Origin of the sequence: Candidatus Hepatobacter penaei, assembly GCF_000742475.1 — a bacterium.
Classification (GTDB): domain Bacteria; phylum Pseudomonadota; class Alphaproteobacteria; order Holosporales; family Hepatobacteraceae; genus Hepatobacter; species Hepatobacter penaei.
The window spans coordinates 190,584-203,009 of sequence record NZ_JQAJ01000002.1 but is presented as its reverse complement, the minus strand read 5'-3'; the positions used below and the strand labels follow the sequence as shown (position 1 = coordinate 203,009).

The 12,426-nt window shown below is 49.5% G+C and carries 14 protein-coding genes and 1 tRNA gene; 8 read left to right on the top strand and 7 right to left on the bottom strand.

All coding sequences use genetic code 11. From position 1 onward, the window contains the following. Positions 1–28: 28 nt before the first annotated feature. On the top strand, positions 29–769 hold the full coding sequence (gene dnaQ / locus IG82_RS0103105) for a DNA polymerase III subunit epsilon (RefSeq protein WP_082192030.1): 741 nt from the start codon (positions 29–31) through the stop codon (positions 767–769). A gap of 18 nt (positions 770–787) precedes the next feature. On the opposite strand, the gene IG82_RS0103100 is transcribed toward dnaQ, so the two are convergent. Both IG82_RS0103100 and IG82_RS0103095 read right to left on the bottom strand, forming a co-directional pair. Then, positions 788–1,099 carry a hypothetical protein gene (locus IG82_RS0103100; RefSeq protein ID WP_135957909.1) on the bottom strand — a complete coding sequence of 104 codons (312 nt, stop codon included), beginning with the start codon at positions 1,097–1,099 and terminating at the stop codon, positions 788–790. Between the two features lie 82 nt (positions 1,100–1,181). Further along, positions 1,182–1,934: a purine nucleoside phosphorylase YfiH/LACC1 family protein gene (locus IG82_RS0103095; protein WP_052545646.1), complete on the bottom strand. Its 753-nt coding sequence runs from the start codon at positions 1,932–1,934 to the stop codon at positions 1,182–1,184. 69 nt (positions 1,935–2,003) lie between these two features. Here IG82_RS0103095 and IG82_RS06930 point away from each other — a divergent pair, with 69 nt between their 5' ends. Further along, the gene (locus IG82_RS06930; RefSeq protein WP_052545645.1) at positions 2,004–2,597 is read left to right on the top strand and encodes a methylated-DNA--[protein]-cysteine S-methyltransferase; all 594 of its coding nucleotides are present in this window, start codon (positions 2,004–2,006) and stop codon (positions 2,595–2,597) included. Between the two features lie 24 nt (positions 2,598–2,621). Here IG82_RS06930 and IG82_RS0103085 read toward each other — a convergent pair whose 3' ends face one another. From IG82_RS0103085 to IG82_RS0103075, 3 genes are all read right to left on the bottom strand, one after another. Next, positions 2,622–3,347, bottom strand: a complete 726-nt coding sequence (locus IG82_RS0103085; RefSeq protein ID WP_031934159.1) for a ubiquinone/menaquinone biosynthesis methyltransferase — start codon at positions 3,345–3,347, stop codon at positions 2,622–2,624. A gap of 67 nt (positions 3,348–3,414) precedes the next feature. Further along, positions 3,415–3,891, bottom strand: a complete 477-nt coding sequence (locus tag IG82_RS0103080; protein ID WP_168338491.1) for a tRNA (cytidine(34)-2'-O)-methyltransferase — start codon at positions 3,889–3,891, stop codon at positions 3,415–3,417. A gap of 33 nt (positions 3,892–3,924) precedes the next feature. Next, a tRNA-Arg gene (locus IG82_RS0103075) sits at positions 3,925–4,001 on the bottom strand. Positions 4,002–4,123: 122 nt separating this feature from the next. On the opposite strand from IG82_RS0103075, the gene IG82_RS0103070 reads away from it, so the two are divergent. Genes IG82_RS0103070 through IG82_RS0103060 form a run of 3 tightly spaced genes read left to right on the top strand, consistent with a single transcriptional unit; the run spans position 4,124 to position 7,714 of the window. After that, entirely contained in the window at positions 4,124–5,902 is a 1,779-nt protein-coding gene (locus IG82_RS0103070) for an ABCB family ABC transporter ATP-binding protein/permease (protein WP_052545643.1), read from the top strand. 14 nt (positions 5,903–5,916) lie between these two features. Next, positions 5,917–6,804 (top strand): DMT family transporter, encoded by an 888-nt coding sequence (locus tag IG82_RS0103065; protein ID WP_156095339.1) that lies wholly within the window; start codon positions 5,917–5,919, stop codon positions 6,802–6,804. A gap of 55 nt (positions 6,805–6,859) precedes the next feature. Beyond that, positions 6,860–7,714 (top strand): EipB family protein, encoded by an 855-nt coding sequence (locus IG82_RS0103060; RefSeq protein WP_172642870.1) that lies wholly within the window; start codon positions 6,860–6,862, stop codon positions 7,712–7,714. Here the strand turns inward: IG82_RS0103060 and IG82_RS0103055 are convergent. Further along, positions 7,677–8,882 (bottom strand): MFS transporter, encoded by a 1,206-nt coding sequence (locus IG82_RS0103055; protein ID WP_031934154.1) that lies wholly within the window; start codon positions 8,880–8,882, stop codon positions 7,677–7,679. The two genes, IG82_RS0103060 and IG82_RS0103055, sit on opposite strands and share 38 nt — an antisense overlap. Before the next feature lie 140 nt (positions 8,883–9,022). Between IG82_RS0103055 and IG82_RS0103050 the strand changes: the two genes are divergently transcribed. Then, positions 9,023–9,556 carry a MarR family winged helix-turn-helix transcriptional regulator gene (locus IG82_RS0103050; protein WP_031934153.1) on the top strand — a complete coding sequence of 178 codons (534 nt, stop codon included), beginning with the start codon at positions 9,023–9,025 and terminating at the stop codon, positions 9,554–9,556. 5 nt (positions 9,557–9,561) lie between these two features. Here IG82_RS0103050 and IG82_RS0103045 read toward each other — a convergent pair whose 3' ends face one another. Continuing rightward, a complete protein-coding gene (locus tag IG82_RS0103045) occupies positions 9,562–9,918 on the bottom strand; it encodes a hypothetical protein (protein WP_156095337.1) in 357 nt (118 codons plus the stop codon). A gap of 165 nt (positions 9,919–10,083) precedes the next feature. On the opposite strand from IG82_RS0103045, the gene IG82_RS0103040 reads away from it, so the two are divergent. Both IG82_RS0103040 and glyA read left to right on the top strand, forming a co-directional pair. Continuing rightward, positions 10,084–11,115, top strand: a complete 1,032-nt coding sequence (locus IG82_RS0103040; RefSeq protein ID WP_031934151.1) for a peptidylprolyl isomerase — start codon at positions 10,084–10,086, stop codon at positions 11,113–11,115. Between the two features lie 20 nt (positions 11,116–11,135). Next, positions 11,136–12,416: a serine hydroxymethyltransferase gene (gene glyA, locus IG82_RS0103035; protein ID WP_031934150.1), complete on the top strand. Its 1,281-nt coding sequence runs from the start codon at positions 11,136–11,138 to the stop codon at positions 12,414–12,416. Positions 12,417–12,426 lie beyond the last annotated feature (10 nt).

The window sequence follows — 12,426 nt, the reverse complement described above, 5'->3', positions numbered from 1 at the left end:
CGAATTAACCTCACTCTGAAAGGCGATCATGAAACGTGAAATTGTCTTAGATACAGAAACCACCGGCCTTGATCCATCTCAAGGGCACCGTATTGTAGAGGTGGGGTGTGTGGAGTTGATCAATGCCACACCTACAGGTCGCACCTATCACACCTATATCAACCCCATGCGCGATATGCCTAACCCGGCTTTTGCTGTTCATGGGCTCAGCGCCACATTTCTTGCTGATTTTCCCGTTTTTGAAGATATTGCCGCAGAGCTGATCACCTTTTTAGAAGATTCACCACTGGTGATTCACAACGCAGGGTTTGATATGAAATTTCTGTCTGCAGAATTTGCAGGCGTTGGGCAACAAACCTTGTCTAATCCTGTTGTGGATACACTCAGGCTCGCACGCACAAAATATCCCGGCGCGCCGGCCAGTCTTGATATGCTGTGTCGTCGTTTCCAGATTGACAATACAGGGCGAGATAAGCACGGAGCATTGATAGATGCACAATTGTTGGCGGCTGTGTATCTTGAGCTTTTGGGTGGGAAGCAACCTCAGCTTTCTTTACACGCTGAAAGAGAAAAAGCCGCAGCCGCACCCATCAACCCAAAGAAAACCAAACAACACGTGCCGCGCCTGTTCACCATCAGCAGGGAAGAAAAGGCACGACACGACGAAACGCAACAAAAAATCAACGGGCCTACTTGGGAAGGGTGGTCATCTATTGCTGATGGCGCCCAACCCGCTCATGGTTCGCCTAAAAAGGAAAAACACGCTTAACACGTGGTAAAAAAGGGTTTATGTGGTTTGATTGCCGTTATCTGAAGCCACGTCCGTAGAAGCACCTTCGGCTCCAGCTGCGCCAGAATCTTCGGCAGCCATGCCTTCCGACTCTCCTGAAGGTGCAGAGGAGGCATCTGTCACGGCATCGTCACTGGGGGCGCTTTCTGTGGCGTCATCAGAAGACGACATGTCTGAGTCAGAAAGAATTTCCGTAGCTTCATCAGCAGATGTCATATCTTCTGTGTTTTCTTCCTTTTGCTCACACGCCGCCATAAAAAGTGTCAACGTACCGACCAGAAGAAAAGATAACCCGCTTTTCGTGTTCATGTGATATTCCTTTATTGTTGGCATTTTGCTAGGTCTTTTATGACAGGATTCTATCTTAATTTTATGAAAAAAGCAATTATCATCAAATTTTTTTAGTTTTCAGCATGATGAAAGCATAGTTCGATCCATAGTGCCCAGAAACAGCCAAGCTGGATCTGCGACTATAAAACGATGGATTCAAAAATGTATCCTGCCCCAAGTTATGGCAGTTGTGAACGCCTAAGACATGAAGTTTTTTCATCAAAAATCCGGGAAGGTCAAACACAAGCGTGGGAGCGCGTGAAAAAGATTCAGCTGTGAGGGGATCTTGCGCCAGGCATTGGTCATAAAAATCTTCACCCACCACATAGTGGGCTTTGTTGATGGTGGGGCCTAACACAACATGGATGTTTTCTTTTTGACTGCCAAGCTTCATCATTGCTGCTAACGTAGCCTCCACAATGCCGTGCACTGCGCCGCGCCATCCTGCATGAGAAGCAGCGATGATGCCTGACACAGGGTCCATCCACAACAAGGGGCCACAGTCAGCCGTTCGCACCCCTAAGGCCACATGGGGAAGGTGTGTCACCAATCCATCGCCGTCAGGAGGCAGGTCATCTTGATAAGAGGCCAAGAAGGTCCCATCAACGGCATGCACGTGGGCGCTGTGGGTTTGATTGAGCAAAACGGGTTGAGCCTTGGCCATATGCCCCATCTCAAGCGCATGGGCCATATTGCGTTGCCGATAAGAAATGGCCTCCTCTGGCGAAGCAAAGTGCCGTGGTGCGTGGGGAGGCACGCCAAAAAACCCATGCTGAATGGAGGGCTCTTGCTCAAAAATATCCAAGGTGTTCATGAAGGTGTGCTTTGAGAGGGGGGGGGTTATGCTATATCTTGCGTTATTTCTCTGTAAAAAGTTTTCATCATGCCGTCAAGCCATTTTTCTTTGTTGCTGCCATCTCTGCGCGCATGGCGAGAGGGGCCGGTGTTGCCTGAGGGGCAACCGTTGAAACTCACGCCATCCACGGCTGTGTATGGGCTGATTCGTGCGCCTTTTGGGCACCTGTGTGTGGTGATGATGGGCAAAGTTGTGGTGCATGTGCGCCCCCTGCTTCATGGCGCACACCAAGGCGAGGCACCTGCTTTATGGGGCCGGCGATGTGATCAAACAGTGGCCGCGTGCGGTCATGCTATTCTTGAGCAGAGGTTTGAGGGGCCTGTTTTTCTGCAGCAAACCTCTTTTTGTCTTCATGCCTGGCATGCTCTTTTGTCAATTGCGCCTGGGACGGTCACCACCTATCAGGCGTTGGCGGCGCACATCAACAAGCCGCACGCACAACGCGCGATTGGCCATGCGCTGGGGTGCAATGAGCTGCCCGTGCTGATCCCGTGTCATCGTGTGATAAGGTCTGATGGCCATAGGGGTGGGTATCGCTGGGGGGGTGACATGAAAGCAGCCTTGATCGAATATGAGCGTTCACAGGCATGCGAAGAAAACAGGCACGCATCCAGGGCCTAGAAGAGGAACGAGGGGGTTTGCCGGTTAACAATCAACCTTTTGTCCCCAATGGATGGCCACAATGCCGCCCCACACAAGGGTAAACCCCGTGTTGTGAAAGCCTGCATACTTCATCATGCTTTCCAGTAAGGGCGCCTTGGGAAAGTTCTTAATGCTTTGGATGAGATAGTCATAGGCTTGTGGCTTTTTTGCATAAAAAGCACCCAAAGCCGGGAGCCACAGATGCGTGTAAAGCGCATAGAGACCATGAAGGCAAGCAGAGGGCGGGTGCGAAAATTCAAGGACATAGTAAACTCCCCCCTTTTTCAGTACGCGATAAGCTTCGCTCAATGCTTTGTCAAGCGGGGGCATATTTCTCAAACCAAAGGAGACGGTGTACAGATCAAACGATGAATCCTTGAAGGAAAGTGCGGTGGCATCTTCTAAGCGCCATGTCCATGGTTTGTCTGGATGCTTTTGCTTTCCCTTGGCCAGCATATCCTCGTTGTGGTCACTCACCGTTATGGCGGCTTGGATATGGTGGCAGCGAAGATAGCGTTCGAGGCGATCAGGAATATCACCCGTGCCTGTGGCCATGTCGAGAATGTGAAGGTCTTGTTTTTTCTTCAATATGTCCCACGGAAGTTGCTGAACAAACACATCCTTCCAGGTGTGGTGAAACCCAAGGCTCATCCAATCATTCATGGCATCATAAACGGGTGCAACATCGGTAAAGACATGCTGAATGGTGGGGGATGTGTGCTGCTTCATAAAAACCTCCACAAGGGGTGATCACAACAAAGGGGCGTGAAGAATCGTTTAACGTCATCGCTAAAAATCACTGTATCTTAGGGAAGAGATGAGTTTGACGCAAGGCTTCTCCCAACACAAAACAGGCTGAGATGGCCATATTCAGCGAACGATAGCCAGGTTTCATGGGAATGGAGACAAGTGTGTCACAGTTAGTTTCTTGATGCTCTCCCAACCCCTGACTTTCAGAGCCCAGCAGAAGAATATCGTTGTTTTGATAAGTAAGGTCGTGGTAATGCTGGCTGGCGCGCGGGCTGAGGCCTAAGAGGCGCCCGCCTTGGTGGCGCACCTGCTGCACATAGGACATAAACGCCTCCCAGTGAGGATGCAACACAACATGGGCATTTTGAGCATAATCCATGTGGGCGCGTTTCATGCGTTTATCGCTCATCACAAAACCCAAAGGGGCAATCAGGTGCATGCCACACCCTAAACACGCGGCTGTGCGGATCAAGGTGCCCACATTTTGAGGAATTTCAGGTTCAAAACAAGCGAATTGGATCATAAGGCTCGCCATCAAAACATACGGAGCAACCCATGGCACGCCCTGCAGGACTCGAACCTGCGACATTCGGCTTAGAAGGCCGACGCTCTATCCAGCTGAGCTAAGGGCGCTTTTGCCAGTCAGTGTCAGTATGAAAGGTTGCCATGTTGTGTCAATGCCTAATTTAGCCCTTCTTTTTTGCCCACCTTTTGGGCGATTCGTGTTACCTTAAGAAAAAAGCGTTGAAAAGCCTATGTCTTCAGAAAGTACGGCCGTGCGTTCTTTGTGGCGCGCCCTTTGGTCATGTGCGCTTCCCTCGCGCCTGCTTTTGTGTATCAGTTTTGGGTGTCTTGTGCTGGCGCGTGTGGCGGCCTTGGGTGTGCCCATCATTTATAAACGCATTATTGACCACATTGGTATGGAGCCTCGGGTTCATCATGTATTGCTGCTGCTGATTGGCGCCTATGGCCTTGTGCGTTTGTCGTCTACGCTTTTTAATGAGGTGCGTGACTTGTTTTTTGCCCCTGTGGAGCAGCGCGCCATTCGCACCTTGTCGCGGGCTATTTTTGCCCATTTGCATAAGATGGACGTGTCTTTTCACCTCAATCGTAAAACGGGGGAATTGACTCGCATTCTTGAGCGCGGGGGGCGGGCGATTGAAAACTTTTTTCGCTATTTTGTTTTCACGTTGCTGCCCACGTTTTTTGAGCTGACCATGATTGTGGTTGTTTTGTTCTATCTCTATGCGTGGACGTTCAGTTTTGTGGTGCTTGTGACGCTTTTTGCTTATATTGCCTTCACGTTCAAAATATCGTCGTGGCGTCTTCAGTTTATGCGCCGGATGAACAAAGCTCAAAATACCTTGGGCAGCCGCATGGTGGACAGCTTGCTCAATTATGCCACTGTGAAGCAATTTGGGAACGAGCAACTTGAAGTCAATCGCTATGACACCTTTTTAGCCACCTATGAAAAAGAGAACATATACAACCGGCAATCGCTGGCATTGCTCAATTTTGGTCAAGCCGTGATTTTAACGCTGGGTATTGTGGTGGTGATGTTGGTGGCCTTGCCAAGCCTAGAGACGGGCGTCATGAATGTGGGGGATTTTGTGTTACTTAACACCTATTTGCTGCAGGTGTATGCGCCGCTTTATATCCTGGGGTTTGCCTATCGTGAGCTAAAGCAAGCCTTGGTGGATATGGAAGGTTTTTTCACGCTTCTTGAGGCGAAGCCTGCGATTGTGGATGCGCCGAAAACGCGGCCCTTCACGTTTAAAGGGGGGGAGATTGTGTTTAAAAACGTGTCTTTTTCTTATGACGCAGAGCGCGCGCTTTTGAAAAACCTGTCTTTCACGGTGCCGGCGGGCTCGTTTCTTGCCATTGTGGGGGCGAGTGGGTCCGGAAAGTCCACCACCGTCAGCTTGTTGATGCGCTTTTTTGACCCCTCTGAAGGTGAGATTTTGATTGACGGGCAAAACATTGCAACACTGTCCCAGCATACCTTACGTGCCCTGATTGGCGTGGTGCCGCAAGACACGGTGCTGTTTAACGATACGTTGGCCTATAATATTGGTTATGGTGACCCTGAAGCTTCGTTCACAGACATTCAAAAGGCCAGCAAAGGGGCAGCCCTGGATAGCTTTATTCGCGCGTTGCCTGAAGGGTATGACACCATGGTGGGCGAGCGTGGGCTGAAGCTTTCGGGCGGTGAAAAACAACGCGTGGCCATTGCCCGAGCTGTGCTGAAGGATCCTAAAATTTTTATTTTTGATGAAGCGACATCGTCCCTTGACACGCGGACGGAAAAGCACATTCAACAAAGCCTGTTTTCCTGCGCGAAGGGGCACACCACCATCATGGTGGCGCACCGTTTGTCGACGGTGGTGCAGGCAGACACTATTGTGGTGCTGGACAAAGGCAAATTGGTGGAGCAGGGCACCCACGAAGATTTGCTGAAAAAAGACGGGGCCTATGCCAAACTGTGGCGCCAGCAAGAGTTGCAAAAAACACAACCTGATGATGGTGACCAATAAGGGTGGGATGGTGGATGCGCCTTTCTTTGCCTGATCAGTCTTGGCGTGGCGCTGCGTGGAAGGCGCTGGCGGGTTTGTGTTTTTCAGCCATCAACGGCATCGTCAAGTCATTAATCGGGCACTTTCCCTTTGCAGAGGTGGCTTTTTTTGAACACCTTTTTGCCATGGTGTGGCTCTTGCCCTTTGTCTTTTTCGATATGCGCCGGTGTTTGTTTCTTGAAAAACCGCTTTGGCACCTGTGGCGCGTGTTGTTGTCTGCCTTGGGGGTGATGCTGTGGTATCAGGCACTTCACTATTTGCCCATGGCTCATGCTGTGGCTTTGGGGTTTTTAGGGCCGATGGCCACGTCTTTGGGGGCTGTGTTTATTTTGAAAGAGCCCTTTACGTCTACCCGGTTCGTGGCCCTTGCGCTGGGGCTTGTGGGCGGCATGCTGATTTCTCACTCTTTTCAAAACGTGTCTTTTTCCTCTTGTGGTTGGGCTGTGTTTTTACCGGTGGGCTCTGCGTTGGCTTTTTCATGTTCTACACTGTTGAACAAGCGTCTCACCTCTTTTGATGCGCCCTTGGCCATTGTGACTTCATTGATTGTGTTGATGACGCCTTTTTTTGGTGTGCTCTCTTTGCCTGTGTGGGTCATGCCTTCATGGGCCGATGTGGGGATCTTTTTTATCTTAGGTGGCCTCACGGCCCTGGCGCACATGGCCATCACACGCTCGCTTGTGTGTAGCGATGTATTGTTTTTATTGCCTATTGGCTCGCTGCGTTTTGTATTCACAGCGCTGATTGGCTTTTTTTTCTTTGCACAGCATCTCGATTTCTTTATTTTTTTAGGTTTTTTTTCTATTGTGACTGGGTTAACGCTGTTATCTTTTTTTGAGAAACGCGCTCACAAAGCAAATTGAGCCCTATTGGCGGAGACCCGTGATTTTTATGCATCAAGCAGCCTGTGTTTTTTTGATGGCCCTGTTGTGGCCTTCGTTTTTATGTGCCAGCCTCAAGATGCAAGAAAAAGAGGCAGCTAAGGCTTTGGATGAGCTGGCTACCCATTTGCGACCCTCTCCCTTGTTTGTGATTCAACCTTATGAAGCCAATTACCGCGTGACCATCCCCGAAGAGGGGGGGCAAGCCTTCCAGTTTGATGGAGATATGTCGGTGATCTTGGAAGAAGAAGAAGATAGCTGGTCTTATGCTGAGGAAGTGACGGGTTATCTCGCTTCTTCTACGGGGCGCGTGGTGCCGTTTCGGTGGGCCTATCAAACCCGTGAAGCCAAAGACGGTACATCCTTTCGTTTTGATTATATTGTGACGCGGGGAAAAAAGACGGTGTGCCATCATCAGGGGCATGTCACGTATGATCCTTTGTCAAAAAAAGGTACGGTGGTGTGGGAGCAGCCGCGCCAGAGTCGTGTAGATATTGTGAACGACATTTTGTTTCCCATGGGGTTGCTTACCAAAATTACCCAAGACATGGACAGCCTTCCCCACACGCTGTCAGCCCATATGTTTGATGGCAAAACACAAAAGTTTTTGCCCTCAGTATCGTGCTTTACCAGCCAACCGCGGGTGGTGCGTTGGTTTGAGCGAGATCGACCCTCCCCTCGGAATATGACAGTGTGGCCGGTTTTTCAAGCGTTTTATATGGAAAAAACAGAAGGTGAGCGTCTGGCCCCGACAGAGCGGCGTCAGTTTTTGATGACCCGGCGGGGGGTGCCTCTTAAGACATCACGCACAGTGGATGGATTGTCGTTTACCTGTGTGCTGCGCACCTATGCAGCTAGGCTTCCTTCGGAAGCAAAAGGGCCGAGAGGATAAGGGCAATAAAGCACAAAAAAGCCCCCGAGAAAAACGTCATCTTATAAGAAATATTGTGCCATAAAAGCCCCCCAAAGGTGTTGGCAAGCAAGGTGGCCACGCCATTAGAGAGTTGAAGGGTTCCAAACCCTGTGCCCCGGATACGTTGAGGAATCACACCGGTCATCATGGCCAGAATGGTGTTTTGAATGGCTGCCATTTGAATGCCCCACAAAAGGGCGCAAAACAGAACGCCATAAAGGCTTTCTGTCAGAGCCATCCCCATGTTGGCAAAGAAAAACACCACAATGCCGAGTTGCAATAAATAGCGCTTGGGCCACACATCCGCCAGTTTGCCTAAAGGAAAGGCAAAGATAAATGTGGATAAGCTTTGTAAGATCATCACAACAGGCGTATAGGCCGAAGAAAGCCCCAACTTTTTGGCGGTCATCACCAAAAAAACCATGCCCACATTCGCCAGCATGATGAGAGAGCTGAGGCCCATCAACAACCAGAACATGCGTGGAAGGTCCATCAGGTTGCGGATCACATCATAAAGGGAAAAGGGTGCTTTCTTAGCTTCCCGTGGTGGCAGTTTTGAGTCTTGAACAAACATAGCCAACAGCACAATGGCCAAAATGCTGGGGATCAGGGTGAGCAAAAAAAGCATAGGATAGTTGTTGTGGCTCCAATACATAAACCACATGGCCAACAGGGCGCCGACAATAGAGCCTGAAACGGTGAGGCTGTTTCTCAACCCAAAGCAAGCCCCCCTGTTTTTGGCTGTGGTGAAATCCCCCACCAGCGCGTCTCGGGGGCTTCCCTGAATGCCGTTGCCGAGGCGCTCAAAAGCTCTGGAAAAAATGATACCCATACTTGAGGAAGAGAGGGTCAAAAACACGCGACCCAACAGGCTGAGGGCATAGCCAAAAATAAGCACAGGCTTGCGTTTTCTGATCATGTCGCTCAGAACACCTGAGGCAATTCTGGAAAAAAATGAGGTGGCCTCAAGTAATCCTTCAAGAATACCTAGCTTTTCCATGGTGACGCACAAGACATCAGAAAGGTAAACCGGGCAAAAGATCACCAAAACAACAGAAGATGTATTTTTCAGAAACGTAACAACGCCAATCACCCACACATTGAAGGGGACAGACAAATAAGTGCGCCAAGCGCGAGACTGGTCCATTACGATCCGCAAGAAGAACAAGCTAAGCTCATCCTAGCAACAGAGCTTTTAAAAAGCAATAGCCTGCAGCGCAGCCTTATCTAAATTATTTGTTACGATTTAAGCTAAAATTAAATGCTCCAAATTAGACTAGGAAACAGATGAGTCCGAATGATAAACGTACGAGTACGTCTTCTCCCAAGAAAGGGTCTTTTATGCAAAGTGTTTATCTCGAGCTTGTGATGCTCTTCGAGAGGCTGCACCGCCTATTTCTTGAAGTGGTAAAGGCAGAGCTAGATAATCTTGAGAAGGAAACAAAGGCCGGCAAAGATAGTCTCAGCAATGTGCAGGCCCTTATTTTGTGTCATATCGGTAATCGTCAAATCACCGTGGGTGAGATCAGTAATCGTGGATATTATCTTGGCTCCAACGTTTCTTACAATCTGAAAAAAATGGTGAAAAGTGGTTATGTGAAGCAAAAGCCCTCAGCCAGCGATAAGCGCTCGGTCTACATCTCTCTTTCCGATGAAGGAAAAAAGCGTTTTAAACAGCTCGAGACGATTTTTAAAAAACATATGGATGAGCTTGTAAAAAAGAATTTTTCAGAAGAAGAGATCGCCAAACTGCTCAAGCAGGGGCGTTATCTTGAGTCTTTTTGGTCAACCCTGCTTCTCAGCAACGCACGCCTCTCTTAACTTTCTTAATTTTGCGCAGCACCTACATCCTTGTGATCATGATCGTCTGAGGTGTGGTGATTGTTATGTTCGCCGCTTGGGTGCTTCTCATTCTTTTGAGGGGTAGAGGATGGTGTCAGGGGCACAAAAGCGCCTTGTAAGCGACCCGCAAGGGGATACTGCTTAATGTGGTAGCATTCCGGCTCACCAAGCGTTGCATAGCAATAAAGAGGTTTGGATGTATGAAGCTTTTCTCGTGCGCTGTCTGTGATGGGGCTCCATGCACTGTTGAGAATATCATCTGTGTGCTTCGGTGTTTGGTGGCAGCCGCTGAGGGCGGTGATCATCCAAACCCCACCAAGAAAAAATCTTGAAGGACGCATGTGCAAAGCTCATGGCAGGATTGGATGAAAGTCTATGGGTTTTTCTTTGAAGAATATTTAATTTCATATGGTTGCCATATGACGCTATAATGATTCCCTACTCTATTCACCATATCTTGCTTGCCATTTATGTCTTTCTTTGTGTCCATTCTATGCTTTTGCCTGATGCTTGTGTTGAACTTGGAGGGGCCTTCTTTCCAGCCCGCTTACGCGGAAGCTCAGCAGCAGGTTCATGCTGAATCCCCACAGATGGCGTCCCCAGAGATCAAAGAAGAGAAACTTGTGAGTGAGGGCGAAGACGAGGTCAGGGAAGAGCCCCTTGAGAGCCGCATTGTGTTTGTGGTTGGGGATCGCCCCGTCTTTGTGCAAGAATTTAATGATCGTGTGAATTTTGTGTTGTTGATTACAGGCAGTGATCCATCCAAAACAGAAAAAACGCCCGAGCTTTACACCATGATCACCAAAGGGATGATTGATGAAATTTTGCAGCTTAAGGCGACCAAGGACGCAGGCATTGAGATTGGTGATGCTGAGATTGACGAGGCCATTAATCGACTTGCTAAAGGCAATGGTATGACGCGGCAAGAATTTGAGGCTGTTTTTACAAGAAGTCAGGTGCCGATGCGCATATTAAAAATGCAAATCAAGGCGCAGATGGCCTGGGGAAAATATATTCAGCAAAAATATGTGCGTGATATGCTGCCTACACAAAAAGAGATTGATCTCGAAGTGCAGCGCTTAAAAGTGCAAAAGGGCAAAACAGAATATCGTTTGGCGGAGATCAGCATGTATACGCATGGCCGCACAAAGTCAGAGCTGTTTCCTAAAATGGAGCAGGTGGTGCGTTTGCTGCAGCAGGGAGCGCCCTTCCCCATGGTGGCGCGCCAATTTTCAGAGGGAAGATCGGCCATGGAGGGCGGTTATTTAGGCTGGTTGCAAGAGGAAGACTTCAGCGATGAGGGGGAGTTTGCGCCAGAGATTTTGGCTGTTGTCGAACAAACGCCTGTGCGCGGCATGACGCCACCCATAGAAACCTCTGCTGGCTATCGTTTATTTGTTTTACTGGAAAAACGTAAGAATTCGGGACATATTGATCTCGACACTATTGAAAAAGGCCTACAGCAAAATCGTTTTGAGCTGGCCTCGCGAAAGGAGCTTGCGCGTTTACAAAAAGCAACCATGATTCAACATCGTTAACCAAGGGGGTTCTTATGACTATGACCAAAACAACGTTACCACCATCTTCGGCACTGGCCTCTTTTGACCCTGAAGTGAAGGCCTATGTGGATGACGAGCGCCAGCGTCAAGAAGACCATCTTGAGTTGATTGCGTCTGAAAATATTGTATCTCAAGCTGTGTTAGAGGCCCAAGGCTCTCTTTTGACAAACAAATATGCGGAAGGGTATATCGGGCGACGCTATTACGAAGGCTGTGAACCTGTGGATGGGGTGGAGCGCTTGGCGGAAGAGCGGATCAAGCGCCTTTTTGGGTGTAATTATGCGAATGTGCAGCCACACTCGGGGTCTTCAGCGAATTTGGCGGTGTTTTTTGCGCTGCTTAAGCCGGGGGACACGTTTATGGCCCTTTCCCTCAATGAAGGGGGGCATTTGACCCATGGCGCGCCTGTAAATTTTTCAGGCAAATGGTTTAAGGCGGTGCCCTATGCCGTTGATCCTGACACGCAGCGCATTGATATGGACCATGTGCGTGAACAGGCCTTGGCCCATCGACCGAAGATGATTATTGCCGGCACGACGGCCTATCCGCGGACCATTCCTTTTGAGGCGTTCCGGAAGATTGCTGACGAAGTGGGGGCATATCTTGTGGCTGATGTGGCCCATATTGCTGGTTTGGTGGTCACGGGTCATCACTCTTCTCCGTTTCCTCATGCCCACGTGGTGACCAGCACCACCCACAAAACATTGCGCGGACCCAGGGGTGGGGTGATTTTGACCCAGGAGGAAACCCTGGCCAAAAAAATCAATATGGCCGTTTTCCCAGGCCTTCAAGGGGGGCCGTTGATGCATGTCATTGCGGCGAAAGCTGTGGCCTTTGGGGAAGCTTTGTCGCCAGATTTTGCGTCATACATAGGCAAAGTGGTGAACAATGCCCAGGTGCTTGCCACATCGCTTCAAGACCATGGCATCAAGCTGGCGTTTTCGGGCACAGATAACCACATGTTGATTGCGGACTTAAGAGAGCTGGGTCTGTCTGGGGCTCATGCCTCCCGTGTATTGAATGAGGTGGGGTTGGTGTGCAATAAAAACACCGTGCCTGGCGAAACGCGTTCACCCACAGAGTGTTCAGGCATTCGTTTGGGCACACCGGCGTGCACAACCCGCGGGCTGGGTGAAAAAGAGTTTGCACAGATAGGCCAGATGATGGCCCGCCTGTTAAAAGCTGTGGCTGATGGGACGGAAGATAGCGTGAAAGACAGTGTTGCCCAAGATGTGCGTCGCATGACACAAGCTTATCCCTTGCCTTATCCTGTGGCGTGAACTTTATAGA

Excerpts from the sequence above, each read along its gene's own strand:
- IG82_RS0103060 (WP_172642870.1), top strand. The coding sequence starts at position 6,860 with ATGGCCCTGTTGTGGCCTTCGTTTTTATGTGCCAGCCTCAAGATGCAA.
- dnaQ (WP_082192030.1), top strand. The coding sequence starts at position 29 with ATGAAACGTGAAATTGTCTTAGATACAGAAACCACCGGCCTTGATCCA.
- IG82_RS0103095 (WP_052545646.1), bottom strand. The coding sequence starts at position 1,934 with ATGAACACCTTGGATATTTTTGAGCAAGAGCCCTCCATTCAGCATGGG.
- IG82_RS06930 (WP_052545645.1), top strand. The coding sequence starts at position 2,004 with ATGCCGTCAAGCCATTTTTCTTTGTTGCTGCCATCTCTGCGCGCATGG.
- IG82_RS0103070 (WP_052545643.1), top strand. The coding sequence starts at position 4,124 with ATGTCTTCAGAAAGTACGGCCGTGCGTTCTTTGTGGCGCGCCCTTTGG.
- IG82_RS0103050 (WP_031934153.1), top strand. The coding sequence starts at position 9,023 with ATGAGTCCGAATGATAAACGTACGAGTACGTCTTCTCCCAAGAAAGGG.
- IG82_RS0103055 (WP_031934154.1), bottom strand. The coding sequence starts at position 8,882 with ATGGACCAGTCTCGCGCTTGGCGCACTTATTTGTCTGTCCCCTTCAAT.
- IG82_RS0103080 (WP_168338491.1), bottom strand. The coding sequence starts at position 3,891 with ATGATCCAATTCGCTTGTTTTGAACCTGAAATTCCTCAAAATGTGGGC.
- IG82_RS0103085 (WP_031934159.1), bottom strand. The coding sequence starts at position 3,347 with ATGAAGCAGCACACATCCCCCACCATTCAGCATGTCTTTACCGATGTT.
- glyA (WP_031934150.1), top strand. The coding sequence starts at position 11,136 with ATGACCAAAACAACGTTACCACCATCTTCGGCACTGGCCTCTTTTGAC.
- IG82_RS0103100 (WP_135957909.1), bottom strand. The coding sequence starts at position 1,099 with ATGAACACGAAAAGCGGGTTATCTTTTCTTCTGGTCGGTACGTTGACA.
- IG82_RS0103045 (WP_156095337.1), bottom strand. The coding sequence starts at position 9,918 with ATGCGTCCTTCAAGATTTTTTCTTGGTGGGGTTTGGATGATCACCGCC.
- IG82_RS0103065 (WP_156095339.1), top strand. The coding sequence starts at position 5,917 with ATGCGCCTTTCTTTGCCTGATCAGTCTTGGCGTGGCGCTGCGTGGAAG.
- IG82_RS0103040 (WP_031934151.1), top strand. The coding sequence starts at position 10,084 with ATGCTTGTGTTGAACTTGGAGGGGCCTTCTTTCCAGCCCGCTTACGCG.